The organism is Desulfobaculum senezii (assembly GCF_054657395.1).
The window spans coordinates 847,778-859,977 of the sequence record NZ_BAAHYU010000003.1; the positions used below are offsets into that span (position 1 = coordinate 847,778).

At 62.8% G+C, this 12,200-nt stretch carries 11 protein-coding genes; 8 read left to right on the forward strand and 3 right to left on the reverse strand.

The window, feature by feature from the left end; all coding sequences use genetic code 11:
• Positions 1-6: 6 nt before the first annotated feature.
• Positions 7-1,290, reverse strand: a complete 1,284-nt coding sequence (locus tag ACYQ2T_RS12795) for an MATE family efflux transporter (protein WP_459901057.1) — start codon at positions 1,288-1,290, stop codon at positions 7-9.
• Positions 1,287-2,906: a DUF2079 domain-containing protein gene (locus tag ACYQ2T_RS12800; protein ID WP_459901059.1), complete on the reverse strand. Its 1,620-nt coding sequence runs from the start codon at positions 2,904-2,906 to the stop codon at positions 1,287-1,289. The genes ACYQ2T_RS12795 and ACYQ2T_RS12800 overlap by 4 nt, the downstream gene beginning before the upstream one ends.
• A 192-nt stretch (positions 2,907-3,098) precedes the next feature.
• On the opposite strand from ACYQ2T_RS12800, the gene ACYQ2T_RS12805 reads away from it, so the two are divergent.
• On the forward strand, positions 3,099-3,572 hold the full coding sequence (locus tag ACYQ2T_RS12805) for a glycosyltransferase family 2 protein (RefSeq protein WP_459901060.1): 474 nt from the start codon (positions 3,099-3,101) through the stop codon (positions 3,570-3,572).
• Here the strand turns inward: ACYQ2T_RS12805 and ACYQ2T_RS12810 are convergent.
• On the reverse strand, positions 3,503-4,738 hold the full coding sequence (locus tag ACYQ2T_RS12810) for an ISL3 family transposase (protein ID WP_459897527.1): 1,236 nt from the start codon (positions 4,736-4,738) through the stop codon (positions 3,503-3,505). The two genes, ACYQ2T_RS12805 and ACYQ2T_RS12810, sit on opposite strands and share 70 nt — an antisense overlap.
• 138 nt (positions 4,739-4,876) lie before the next feature.
• Between ACYQ2T_RS12810 and ACYQ2T_RS12815 the strand changes: the two genes are divergently transcribed.
• The 7 genes from ACYQ2T_RS12815 to ACYQ2T_RS12845 all read left to right on the forward strand — a co-directional run bounded on the left by ACYQ2T_RS12815 (position 4,877) and on the right by ACYQ2T_RS12845 (position 12,167).
• Positions 4,877-5,470 carry a hypothetical protein gene (locus tag ACYQ2T_RS12815; RefSeq protein ID WP_459901062.1) on the forward strand — a complete coding sequence of 198 codons (594 nt, stop codon included), beginning with the start codon at positions 4,877-4,879 and terminating at the stop codon, positions 5,468-5,470.
• Complete coding sequence (locus ACYQ2T_RS12820) at positions 5,463-6,458, forward strand: glycosyltransferase (RefSeq protein WP_459901063.1); 996 nt, start codon at positions 5,463-5,465, stop codon at positions 6,456-6,458. Before ACYQ2T_RS12815 ends, ACYQ2T_RS12820 begins: the two co-directional genes overlap by 8 nt.
• Positions 6,459-6,608: 150 nt before the next feature.
• Positions 6,609-8,015, forward strand: a complete 1,407-nt coding sequence (locus ACYQ2T_RS12825) for a B12-binding domain-containing radical SAM protein (RefSeq protein WP_459901065.1) — start codon at positions 6,609-6,611, stop codon at positions 8,013-8,015.
• 3 nt (positions 8,016-8,018) lie between these two features.
• Positions 8,019-8,669 carry a class I SAM-dependent methyltransferase gene (locus ACYQ2T_RS12830; protein ID WP_459901067.1) on the forward strand — a complete coding sequence of 217 codons (651 nt, stop codon included), beginning with the start codon at positions 8,019-8,021 and terminating at the stop codon, positions 8,667-8,669.
• On the forward strand, positions 8,662-9,447 hold the full coding sequence (locus ACYQ2T_RS12835) for an acyltransferase (RefSeq protein WP_459901069.1): 786 nt from the start codon (positions 8,662-8,664) through the stop codon (positions 9,445-9,447). Before ACYQ2T_RS12830 ends, ACYQ2T_RS12835 begins: the two co-directional genes overlap by 8 nt.
• Positions 9,431-11,260, forward strand: coding sequence for an ArnT family glycosyltransferase (locus tag ACYQ2T_RS12840; protein WP_459901070.1), 1,830 nt, complete (start codon positions 9,431-9,433; stop codon positions 11,258-11,260). Before ACYQ2T_RS12835 ends, ACYQ2T_RS12840 begins: the two co-directional genes overlap by 17 nt.
• Positions 11,253-12,167, forward strand: a complete 915-nt coding sequence (locus ACYQ2T_RS12845) for a glycosyltransferase family 2 protein (RefSeq protein ID WP_459901072.1) — start codon at positions 11,253-11,255, stop codon at positions 12,165-12,167. Before ACYQ2T_RS12840 ends, ACYQ2T_RS12845 begins: the two co-directional genes overlap by 8 nt.
• Positions 12,168-12,200 lie beyond the last annotated feature (33 nt).

Genomic DNA, 12,200 nt, shown 5'->3' on the forward strand with positions numbered 1-12,200 from the left:
CTCCGGCTAGGAGGTTTCTTCCATGGTGTGTCCGTTCATGACCATGCGACGGCGTACTTCGGCCTTTTTGCCCACCAGCAGAAACCACACGGTGGTGGCCGCCAGAATGCTTGCGGCGGCGGCGAAGAGGCTCCACGCCACCTGTGTTTCCGTGGCGTGGAACATGGTGATGAGGGTAATCATGCCCGCAAGTCCCGCGCCCAGTATCCAGAGGTACCCGTACAGCGAGCAGGCAAGGCAGTAGGTGAACAGAACATTCGCCACCGCCATGAGCGCCATGGCCGTGACCACCAGCCGCAGCGCCGGGGCCGAGGCCAGATACTCCGGCCCAAACAGCGCAAGGATAACCGGCTCCGGCCACAGCCCGCAGACAAGGGCGAAGCCGCCGCCGAGCAGCAGCGTCAGCCCCATGCTCAGGGCAAGGGTTTTGCCGCTTTCCTCACCGGAGGCGCTGGATTTGGCGACCTCGGGAAAGAGCACCATAAGCAGGGCGTTGGGGAGGAAGAAGGCAATGCGCCCCAGCACGGCCGCCATGGCGTAATGCCCGGATGCTTCGGGCGTGCAGTAGTGGCGCGCCAGAACAAGGTCCAAATTGCCAAGGCCCATGATGAGCGCGGCGTTCAGGAGGACCGGCACGGTGTACCACCCCACCTGCCGTAGCATGTTGGCAGGCAGTGGCTTCGCAGGGCCGATGACAAGGTCGCGCAGGAAAAAGAGGGCAAGACCCAGCGCGCCCACAACGCCAATAATGCCCGACAGCAGCGCCCCGCCAACGCCGTGACCCAGCATGGCCACCAGCAGGGCGGCGCTTATGAGCCGGATGGCCGATGAGGAGCAGTTGCCAAGGCCAAAGCCCGTGAAGCGTTGCAGACCCATCAGGATGCCAAGGGGGACGGGCATGATGAAGCTGATGCTGGTGAGCGCCAGCATCAGCAGAACAGGCCCGGTGGATTCCACATGCAGATAGTTCTGGATGCCGGTGTGCGCCAGCGTGCCCAGCAAAAAGACCGCCGCCCCCGCGAGCGTCAGCAGCAGAAGAGCGGTGCGCAGCAGGCCGCGCAGGGCCTCTTTCCCCTCCGGTTCCATGCGGATGGTAAAGCGCGAGAGCACAAGCGGCACAACGATCATGGGCGCGGATGCCAGCACGGCAAGGGAGTTCAGCGCATTAAAGACGCCGAAGTCCTGCGGCGGCAGGCTGCGCCCGACGAGGAACTGGAACATGTAGTTGAACAGGTTCCCCGAGTTCAGAAGGACCAGAATAAGAACGTTCTGCCGCAGGAAGCGCTTCATGATGGCGTGTCCTTGCCCGCTGGTGGTGATGACGGCGCGCCGCGCCGCCGGAGGATGATGAATCCGTCGCGTTCAAAAACCGGCGTGGTTGTCTGCCGGGTGCGCTCCACGGCGGCAAGGAAGTCGCGGCGGACGGTGTCGTCCGTGCACGCTCCGTAGCGCCAGTCGCACCCAAGGTCCCCGAGATAAAGGGGACGCATCAGGTCTAATACCACAAAATCAGCATGAAAGGACACCTCGGATGTGTACGCCGCGCTGTGGGGGGCGTTGGCGGCGCGGCGGGGGAAGACGCTGCGCTCCGACAGCGCCTGCAAATCCGGCAGGGCGAACGCGGCATACGCTGCGGCGGGAAAGATCACCACGCGCTCTGCGCGCAGCAGGCTGTGCCAGACCACCGTGTTCTGCGCGCTGATGCAGGTGACGCCGCTTTTGGGGATGTGCTCATCCAGCGCGCGGCGAATCATCGCATCCCTCGCCGTGGGAATGTAGGCGCGCCAGCCATAGGCCCAAATCTTGTCCGTCCAAAACAGGCGCGAGGCCGGCGAGGGGGAGATGCCCACATGCACGGCCAGCAGCGCGCACAGCGCCAGCGCCGTGACCGTGCGCGGGCGGACAATGGCCGCGCCCCAGTCCCGCACGCGGGGCCATGCGGCGCAAAAGGCCATGGTTAGGGGCGGCAGAAGTCCGGCGGTGTAGTGGTGCCCAAGTCCATAATGATTGGGCTGGGTGGACAGGAGGGACAAGGCGAGGGGCGGCAGGGCCACAATCCACCACGACGGCGCCAGAAGCGGCAGCCCCAAAAACGCGGCAATGAGCGCGCCCACGTACAGCAGCTTCCCCGGCTCGCCGAACATCACGCTCAGGACCCGCATGGGGTCCGTGAGGATGGTGCGCAGCATCTCGCCAAGGGAGCCGCCCAGCCAGCCAAAAGCGCCCGCTCCAATGGGGCCGCCGCCGCTGGGACCAAGCCCCGGCAGCAACACTCCCACAGCCAGCACAAAATACGCCGCGCCAAAGAGCACAAGGCCGCCCCCAGCAACGCGGGCGCGCCGCCCGTGGCGTACCAGCAGAAACAGGCCGCAGGCCACGGTTTGCAGGGCAAAGGTCTCCTTCACCAGCGCCAGAAGAATGGCCGGAATGCAGGCGCGTCCAAGGCGCCCATCCGCCTCGGCAAAGGCGAACCAAAAAAGCAGGGGCACAGCGACGGCGTCGATGTGCACGTCAAAGAGCGCAATGTACCACAGCGGAAAGGCCAGGGCGTACACGGCGTAGCCCATGGCTCCGTGCCGCCGCCACAGTGCGGCGGCAGGCAGGCCGAGCAGAACGGCCTGTCCAATCAGCAGCGCCGGGATGCGCGCGGCATCTGGCAGGGCGGCGTGCAGGGCCGCAAGGGGGATTTTGAGCGGTTGCAGGTGCCCCCAAAAGAGCACCGGCCACCAGCCCCGCTCGCCGAGGTGCTCCAGATGGTCCACCAGCAAAATGAGGTCCGCAAAGGTGGCATGCAGGGCCAGATATTTGGCCGTGGCCATGGCCGCTAAAATGGCGCACAGCCCGAGGGCGGGCAGCAGCCCGTGGCGATGGGGGAAATGATGCGTCAGGTCGGTATCAGCAGCCATGAACCACCGTTTTTGCCATTTTGTGTGCAGGACGGGGGGAGAAAGTTCGAGCAATATCGTCAGTGTATGATACAGTATGGAATGTAGCGCTGTTTATCAAGTTTGCATTTGACTTGTCTGACGCGTTTCCGTATATGATTGAGTAATCGCAAAAGTCTCATTTATCAGTATAAACGGCGGTTTTGCTGCACTATGAAGACACGCATCGCAGTGGTTGTTCCCGTGTACAACGAGGCCGAAAACCTTGAACTCCTTCACGAAAAGGTGAGCGAGGCGTTTGACGCCGTGCCCAGCTATGAGTGGGAGCTCCTGTTCGTGAACGACGGGAGCAAGGACAATTCGTGGCAGGTCATCGAAAAGCTGGCGCGCCGTGACGGGCGCGTGTGCGGGCTGAACCTGTCGCGCAATTTTGGCAAGGAGATGGCCCTCACCGCGGGAGTCACAGCCATGAACGGCAGCGAGGCTGTGCTGTTTATGGACTCGGACCTCCAGCACCCGCCGGACCTGTTGCCGGAGTTTATCCGCAAGTGGGAGGAGGGCGCGGACATCGTGGTGGGCATCCGCAAGCACAATGAAGGCACGTCCTTTATTAAGGTTCATCTCCCAATTCCGGGGAAGGCTGCTCTGATTTTGAGAAAGAAGTACTCGTCGTCGAGAAAGCCGTAGGCCATCCGTTTGATCACCTTGATCTTGTTGTTGATCCCTTCGAGTAGGCTGGTGTGTAGCGGATATCGGCAGTGTGAGATAATGCCCGAGATGTAGGGTTTGAGGCGCTTAGCGAATTTAATGAGCGGCTCGACTCGGCTTTGCATGGCGCGGCGGTACCAACCTTTCCAAAATCGCTTGGCAGCTTTGGAGTATCGGTAGTCCCAGAGTCGCTTCAAATCCTCCTTGAGGATATAAACCTTCATCAAATTTTTGTTGGCTCGAAGCAGGTCATAGAGCCGGATTCGATCTTCCTGTCGCATGAGATTCCGCCTGTTGCGCAGGAGCAGCCATCGTGAGCCTTTGACAACCTTACGGGCGTCTTTGTCATGATTGAGGCGATTGGCCTCATCGTTTCGGACGCGGTCGATTACTTCTCGGCCATACTTGGCAACGACATGAAATAGATCGTAGACGATCTCGGCTTTCGGGCATTGCGCCTTCACCTCGGCGGCATACGCACCGTTCATGTCCATTGCAACGGCCTCAATTCGGGCACAACCATCACGGCCAAGCAGTTCAAAGAATGGTCGGATGCTCTCCCGGCTGTTGCCTCTTCCTACCCACAGAACCCGCTTGGTGTAAGGCTCGACGATGATCGTGGCGTAGCGATGTCCTTTGCGGATGGCAAACTCATCCATTGCGACAACCTTGACGCCTTTCAAGTCAATGGGATTGAGTTTTTCCGCTAGGTACCGCTTGTCGATTGTCTTCACGGTCTTCCAGTTCAGGCCGTAGCATTCCGCGATGTGCTTAATGGGAAGTATGCGGCAGAGCCGAACAACGGACTCGGCCAGCCGCCTTGTGACACGCGAATACCTGTCGAGCCAAGGAAGCTGCTCCAGCTTTGGTCCACAGACGGGACAATGGACCCGACGCCGGATAACGAGCAAATGCGTTGCCGCGTCGAATACAGGCAAGTCACGAACCCAGCGTTCGACATAGTCGTGAACTGCGCAGACAAGCCTGCCGCACCCGCTGCATCTCATTCGCCTTCGCCTGATTGGAATCAACTCGATCCAGACTTCGGGGTGCTTCCGAGCTTCGCTGGCTTCAAGGCGCTGAACAGTTCCAACACGATACCCTTTCCAGTCTCCCAACAACCGGGTAATCTTGCCCTTGGACAACGGTGCCCTCCTTGTAGCTCTCGTCTGTTGTGCAACTGTCGAGATTACTGAGGGTTTCCGTTGTCCTCAATTTTTTATGTTTCCCCCGGAATTGGGAGATGAACCTTTATTAAGCGGATTGGCTCCAAGGTGTTTTATATGCTCATGACGCGCCTGTCCGATGTGGAAATTCCGCCCAACAGCACGGACTTTCGTCTGCTGGACCGTGGCGTGGTGGAAACACTGTGCACGTTTACCGAGCGCACGCGCATGTTCCGCGGCATCATCGACTGGATGGGCTTTAACAAGAGTTTTGTGGAATTTGTGGCCCCGCGCCGCAGTTCCGGCCGCCCCGCCTATTCCCTGCGCAAGCTCGTGCGCCTTGCGGTCAACAGCCTGACGTCCTTCTCCCTCGCGCCCCTGCGCTTCACCGGGTATCTGGGAATATTCATCATTTTCATCACCGCTCTTTTGCTCAGTTATATGCTGGTGACGGATGTGTTTTTCGATGTGCTCTATACGCCCATGGCCTACGTGGTGGTGCTCAATACGCTGCTGGTGGGCGTGATTTTGGCCGCGCTTGGAATGATTGCCCTGTACATCGGGCATATTCATACGGAGGTGGTGGGCCGGCCCCTGTTTATTGTGCGGCAGGCCTGCGGCCGCCTTGCCGAGGACGATGGTTCGCCCCCGGAGCGCAGCGTGAGCGTCTGTAAACATCCCGATATCGGGAGGTGGCACGCGCATGGCTGAGGTGTCGGTGATTATTCCGTTTCAGGTGCCGTCGGACTATCTGCGCCAGACCCTGACCCACCTTGGCACCCTGCGCGGGCCGTCCTTCGAGGTCATCCTGCTGCCCGACGGCCCCATGGAGGACGAACTGTCCGAAGCCTTGGGGCTGGATGTACGCATCATCCCCACCGGTCCGGTGAGTCCGGCCATCAAGCGCGACGAGGGCGCGGCCGTGGCGACGGGGCGCGTGCTGGCCTTTATCGACGACGACGCCTACCCCGCCGGGGACTGGCTGGAGAAGGCCGTGGTCCATTTTGAGGACGAGACCATTGGCGCAGTGGCCGGACCGCAGGTGACGCCGCCGGATGACGGCTTTTGGCAGAAGGTATCCGGCGCGATATTCGTCTCGCCCCTCAATGGCTCCGCCGCGTGGCGCTATTGGCCCGGAGACCGCCGCTTCTTTGTGGACGATTGGCCCTCGGTGAACCTGCTGGTGCGTACCGAGGACTTTCACGCCGTCAACGGCTTCGACAACGAATACTGGCCCGGCGAGGACACCAAGCTGTGCCTCGACATCGTGCGCGAGCGCGGCAAGCGCATTCTCTACGAGCCGGAGGCTGTGGTGTACCACCACCGGCGCTCCGGGTTTGTGCGGCATATGCGGCAGGTGGGCAACTATGGCCTGCACCGCGGGTTCTTTGCCAAGCGCTATCCCGAAACCTCGCGCCGCCTCAGCTACTTTATGCCCATGGCGTTTTTTCTGTTTGTGGTGGTGGGCTGGGTGGCGCTGTTTGCCGGGAGCGTATTTGCCGGACTGTATACCCTTGGCTGGGCGCTCTACGCCCTTGCCATTGCCTTTTCCACACTGGGCATCTTCGCGCGGCTGCGCGACGCCCGCGTCGCCCTTGCCACGGTCCCCTACGTTGTGGGGACGCATTTCTGGTATGGGTGGCGGTTTCTGAAGGGGTTCCTTTTCGTCAGGGACCTCAAGAGCACACTCGGACGATAGCTACGACGACAGCGAGCTTCCTCCGCGTTCTGACCGGCCATGGTGGCCGCATCCGCAACGTCGCGCCGGAACCGACTAACGAGAACGGGGCACTGCATCATGAAGGTTTCCATCACCTATCCGCCTCTGGAATCATCCAGAGGGGTTCCCTTGCTTTCACAGAACCGGCAGTTCCAGTGGTTCTGCAACCCGACCTACATTTATCCCATGGTGCCGGCCTCTGCGGCCACGCTGCTGGCCTCGCGCGGGCATGAGGTGCTGTGGGACGACGCCATCGCGCAGGAGCTGGACCACGAAAGCTGGTTCGCGCGCCTGCGCGTTGAGCGCCCGAACCTCATCGCCATGGAAAGCAAGACCCCGGTCATCAAGCGCCACTGGACCATTGTGGACCGCATCAAGCGCGAGTGCGACTGGGGGCCGAAGGTGGCGCTGTTTGGCGACCATGTGACGGCCCTGCCGCGCGAGAGCATGGACGCCTGCGGCGTGGACTATGTCATCACAGGCGGGGACTACGATTTTGTGCTGGCGGACCTGTGCGACGCGCTGGACCACGGCGGCGAGTTGCCGCGCGGCGTGTGGCACCGGCGCGGCGCGGATGTGGTGAGTACCGGCGAGCCGGACGTCAGCCATAATCTGGACCAGCTGCCCATCATTGACCGCCAGCTGACCCAGTGGGAGCGCTACGCCTACAAGAACGGCAACTTTAAGTACACGCCCGGCACCTATGTGATGGCGGGGCGCGACTGCTGGTGGGGGCGCTGCTCCTTTTGCAGTTGGACCACACTGTACCCCGGCGCAACCTACCGCACCGTGAGCGTCAAGCGCCATTTGGATGAAGTGGAGCGGCTGGTGACGGAGCTTGGCGTGCGCGAGATTTTTGACGACAGCGGCTGCTTTCCCAAAGGCAAGTGGCTGGAGGAATTTTGCGAGGGCATCATTGAGCGCGGCCTGCACCGCAAGGTGGTGCTGGGCTGCAATATGCGCTGCGGCGCGCTGAGCGCGGAACAGTGGAAGCTTATGAAGCGCGCGGGATTCCGCTTCATCCTCATTGGCCTTGAGAGCATGGTGCAGTCCACGCTGGACCTGCTGAACAAGGGCCTAAAGGTGGAGCAGATTTCCCAGACCCTGCAATGGGCCAAGGAGGCTGGGCTGGAGCCGCACATCACCACCATGGTCGGCTACCCGTGGGAGACGCGCGCCGAGGCCGAGCAGACCATCGCCTTTGCCAAGGACATGTTCTCGCGCGGGTATATCGATACGCTGCAAGCCACCATTGTGGTGCCGTATCCGGGGACGCCGCTCTTTCAGGAAGCCCGCGAAAACGGCTGGCTGACCACCGAGGACTGGGACGACTACGACATGAAGCGCTCCGTGTGGAAAAGCCCGGTGGACGAGGACGACGTGATGGGCTTTACGCAGGAACTCTACCGCGCGGCGCTGTCACCGTCGTTCCTTATGCGCAAGGTGGTGTCCGTGCGCAGTGTGGACGATGTGCGGTTCTTTATCCGCGCCGGTCGCAAGCTGTTTGCGCATCTGGCCGACTTTAGCAGGACGTAGGCCATGCAGCACAGCGACTATCACGCCACACGCTTTACCCACGACCCGCGGCGGCGCGGGGTGTGGAACGAGATTGCGGCCTATCTGCGGCCCTTTGTCCCGGACGGGGCGCGGGTGCTGGAGGTGGGCGGCGGCTACTGCGAATTCATCAACGCCGTGCCTGCGGGCGAAAAGCACGTCATGGACCTGTTCGCGGACGTGGGGCGCTACGCCGACGAGGGCATCACCGCGCATGTGGGCGACGCCACGGACCTGTCGCGCTTTGAGTCCGGCTCCATGGACGTGGTGCTGGCCAGCAACTTTTTTGAGCACTTGGAGCGCGACACCTTCGAGGCCTGCGCGCGGGAAATCCACCGCGTGCTGCGGCCCGGCGGGCGGCTCCTCGTCATCCAGCCCAACTTCAAATACTGCGCGGATTCCTATTTTGACGACTACACCCACCGCCTCATCTTTACCGATGCGGGGATGAAGGACTGGCTGGAGAGTCTGGCCTTTGCCGTGGAGCGCGTGGAGCCTCGCTTTTTGCCCTTTTCCATGAAGAGCCGATTGCCCAAGGCCCCGTGGCTGGTGCGGCTGTATTTGCGCAGTCCCATCCGGCCCATGGCCGGGCAATTCTTCCTGTGCGCAGTGCGCCCCGGAGGTGGTGATGGATGAAGGTGAGGTCATGACCCAGCGCCATGGCGCGCAGAGCGCCGCGCCGGAGCAGGACATGCGCGCCATTACGCATCCGTCCGAAGGCACCCTGCGCCAGCGGCTGACGTACTTCTTGGGGCAGGGCTACACCCTGCGCGAACTGGCGTGCAAGGGTCTGCGGCTTATGGTGTGGGCGCGCATTCACCGGGCGCTGCGGCACCGCTTTCGCTCCTGCGGGCGCGGGGTCATCGTGGACCCCACGTGCAGTGTGGACGGCGCGCGGTTCATCGCCCTTGGGGACAGGGTGTGGGTGCAGCGCGGCAGTTGGCTGTGCGTGCCCCTTGTGGAGATGCCGCGCCCTGATGCCCGCGCCTACCTGAGCCTTGGCAGTGGCGTTCGTGTTGGGCCGGGATGCACTCTTGCCGCCGCAAACCGCGTGGACATTGAGGACGACGTGCTCTTTGGTCCCAACGTCACCGTGCTGGATCATGCCCACGCCTACGAGGACGTCACGCGTCCCGTGTCGCGGCAGGGCATCAAGACTGGCGGGCGTGTGGTGGTCCGGCGCGGGGCATGGCTGGCCGCCAATGTGGTGGTGCATGCCTCGGGCGGACTGCTGGAAATTGGCGAAAACAGCGTTGTGGCGGCAAACTCCGTGGTGCTTTCCAGTGTGCCGCCGCGCACGGTGGTGGCGGGCAATCCCGCCCGGCCCATCCTGTGCTATGACGACAGCGCGCAGCAGTGGACCCGCGTGAGCGAACCCCTCAAGCAGGAGGCAGACCATGAGCCAACGCCGTAACCCTGGCCGCTCCCCGGACGCCCGCCCCCTTGTGCTTGCCTTGGCCGTGGCGGGGCTGCTGCTGACGGTGCTCGCCGCGCATGTGGAACTGCTCTACGACGAGCTGACCTACGTTGTGGGCGGCGCAACGGCGCTGCGCAACTTCGCCACCCTGACCTTTGATCCGCAGTTCTGGAGCTTTGAGTTCCACCCGCCGTTTATGATGTATTTCTACGGCGGGGCGTTTGCCGTGTATGTGCTGGTCAACGTTGCGGTGACGGGCCTGCCCGGCTCCATGGCCGAACTTGCCGCGCAGGCGGCGGGCCTGCTGAAGAGCGACGCGGCGGTGATGGCCTTTCGCGTGCCCAGCGTGGTTGCGGCCCTTGTGGTGATTTTTGTGGCGTGGCGCTGGGGCGAGCGGATTCTTGGCAGCCGCCGCGCGGGGATGTTCAGCGCGTTTTTGCTCATTGCCCTGCCGCCGTTCATGGGAATGGGCAGTGTGGCGTATTTGGAGATTGGCATGGTCGCCACGCAGGCCGTGGCCGCCTATCTGTTCATGACGGCCCTGCGCGACGGCTCGTGGCGGCGGTATTTCCTGTCCGCCGTTTTTGTGGGCTTTTCCGCCGGGACCAAGCTTTTTTCCGGGAGCATCGGCTTTGTCATCGCCACCTACATGCTGCTGCTGGCGTGGTGGTATGTGCGGGACAATGGGCGCGATGCGGCGCTGTCGTGGTTGTCCGCCAACCGCAGGGCGCTCCTCTGGTTCCCCATCTCGCCGCTGGTTCTGTACGCGGTGTGGCCGTGGCTGTGGACGGACCCCACGCTGTTTTTCAAGAACCTCGCCGTGCAGTTCACCATTGTGGGGCATGGGTTCTACAAGGGGACAACAGAACTGGGGCCGGACTACTATCTTGTCTACCTTGCCATCTGCACGCCCATACCGTTCCTCATCGCCATGCTTGGCGGCGGGGTGGCCCTGTGGCGTGAGCGGCGGCGGGACTTTTGGTTCCTCGCCCTGTGGGTAGCGTTTACCTTTGGCATCATCACCTTGAGCAAGGGCAAGCATGGCGGCTACCGCCACATAATGCCCGCCTTTGTGCCGCTGGCCGTCATGGGCGGCTACGGCGTGGACCGCTTGCTTGCGTGGGCCGCGCGGCGGCAGGACGCCCTGCGCCGGGTGGTGGCCATTGCCGCCGTGGTGGTGGGCGGCGGCTGGCTTATTGCTTCCAACGCCATCGTTTTCCCGCACCAGAAGGACTACTTCAACGCCTTTGTGGGCGGCATGCAGGGCGCCAGCGAGGACTTCATCGTGGCCGACAGCGGCGTGGGACAGCGCAAGGCCATTGAGTACGTGGATAAGGTCGCGCCCCCCGGCGCAACGGTGTGGGTGTGGGGCACCAAGCCCAACGCCTTCATGTACTCCAGCCGCGTCAATGTGCCGCGCTCCTTGGCCGGAAGCGCCGTGTTCACCGCGCGCGACAAGGAGGGCATGCCCCAGAACGAGTCCATCTATCCCCTTGAAGGCTTTGGGGCCGGGGATTTGACCTTCCGGTTCCCCTATTTTGACGAGACGAGCCGCCGCATGGGTTTTGACGCCCTCCAGCGCAGCGGGGCCACGCATGTGGTGGTGCACCGCCTGTTCCGCTACCCCGGCATGTTCCCCGGCGAGGGGCACAACCGTCTGCGCAAGCAGATTGAGGAGCGCTTTGCCCCGGTGAAGACCTTTACCGTGGATGGGGTGCCCGTGGCGTGGGTGTACGACGTGCGCGGAGAAACGGGCGTGGCCGCCGGCGATGGTTCGTCCGCGCGCAGCACAGGAGGACACAATGGCTGAGCCGCTGGTGAGCGTGGTCATCCCGACCCACAACCGCGCGGGCGACCTTGAGGAGTGTATCCGGTCCGTTCAGGCCTCGGACTATGGCTCCATTGAAATCGTGGTCGCGGACGACTGCTCCACGGATAACACCGCCGCCATGGTGCGCGAGCGTTTTCCGCAGGCGCGCTACGTTGCCACGCCGCATAACGGCGGCGCGTCGTTGGCGCGCAACACCGGTGGCGAGGCCGCAACAGGGAAGCTTCTCTTTTTTGTGGACAGCGACGCCACCGTTGCGCCGGACGCCATATCGCGCCTTGTGAGCGAGTTTGTGGTCAACGCGCAGTGCGGCATGGCCGGGCCTGTCATCAACTATTACGATGAGCCGGACCGCGTGTGGTTTGCCGGGGCGGATATCGACCTCGTCACCGGGCGCACCACGTACCTGACCACGCCGCCGGACCGGGGGACATCGTACCCGACGGGGCACATTCCCACGGCGTTCATGGTGCGGGCCGAGGTGTTCCGCGCCGTGGGCGGCTTTGATACGCGGTTCTTTATCATCTTTGAGGAGTCGGACTTTGCCGAGGGCGTGCTGCGCGCGGGGTACGAGGTGCGCGTGGTGCCCGGAGCTACGGCGTGGCACAAGCTGTCCATTGCGGACTTTTCCGACGCGGACCAGCGCATCCAAAACGCCATCGGCCTGCGCAACGCCGGGCGGGGGTACCTTGTCTCGCGCAACCGGGTGCTGTTTATGCGCAAAAACGCCAGCCGCGTGGGCTTTGGGGTGTTTCTTGTGTGCTTTATGCCGCTTTTGACCGGGTATTATGTGGCGCAGTCCCTGCGCTTTCGGCGGCCGGACATTGCGTGGGCCACGCTCCGCGGCGTGGCGCATGGGCTGACCGGACGCTTTGCCGGGGTGGGGTGATGTGACGACACGGCTTGGGAAACCCTTCAGGGG

What these genes read in the sequence shown, in the direction of transcription:
- ACYQ2T_RS12795 (WP_459901057.1), bottom strand. Translation starts at nt 1,290, where the DNA reads ATGAAGCGCTTCCTGCGGCAGAACGTTCTTATTCTGGTCCTTCTGAAC.
- ACYQ2T_RS12800 (WP_459901059.1), bottom strand. Translation starts at nt 2,906, where the DNA reads ATGGCTGCTGATACCGACCTGACGCATCATTTCCCCCATCGCCACGGG.
- ACYQ2T_RS12805 (WP_459901060.1), top strand. Translation starts at nt 3,099, where the DNA reads ATGAAGACACGCATCGCAGTGGTTGTTCCCGTGTACAACGAGGCCGAA.
- ACYQ2T_RS12815 (WP_459901062.1), top strand. Translation starts at nt 4,877, where the DNA reads ATGCTCATGACGCGCCTGTCCGATGTGGAAATTCCGCCCAACAGCACG.
- ACYQ2T_RS12820 (WP_459901063.1), top strand. Translation starts at nt 5,463, where the DNA reads ATGGCTGAGGTGTCGGTGATTATTCCGTTTCAGGTGCCGTCGGACTAT.
- ACYQ2T_RS12830 (WP_459901067.1), top strand. Translation starts at nt 8,019, where the DNA reads ATGCAGCACAGCGACTATCACGCCACACGCTTTACCCACGACCCGCGG.
- ACYQ2T_RS12835 (WP_459901069.1), top strand. Translation starts at nt 8,662, where the DNA reads ATGGATGAAGGTGAGGTCATGACCCAGCGCCATGGCGCGCAGAGCGCC.
- ACYQ2T_RS12840 (WP_459901070.1), top strand. Translation starts at nt 9,431, where the DNA reads ATGAGCCAACGCCGTAACCCTGGCCGCTCCCCGGACGCCCGCCCCCTT.
- ACYQ2T_RS12845 (WP_459901072.1), top strand. Translation starts at nt 11,253, where the DNA reads ATGGCTGAGCCGCTGGTGAGCGTGGTCATCCCGACCCACAACCGCGCG.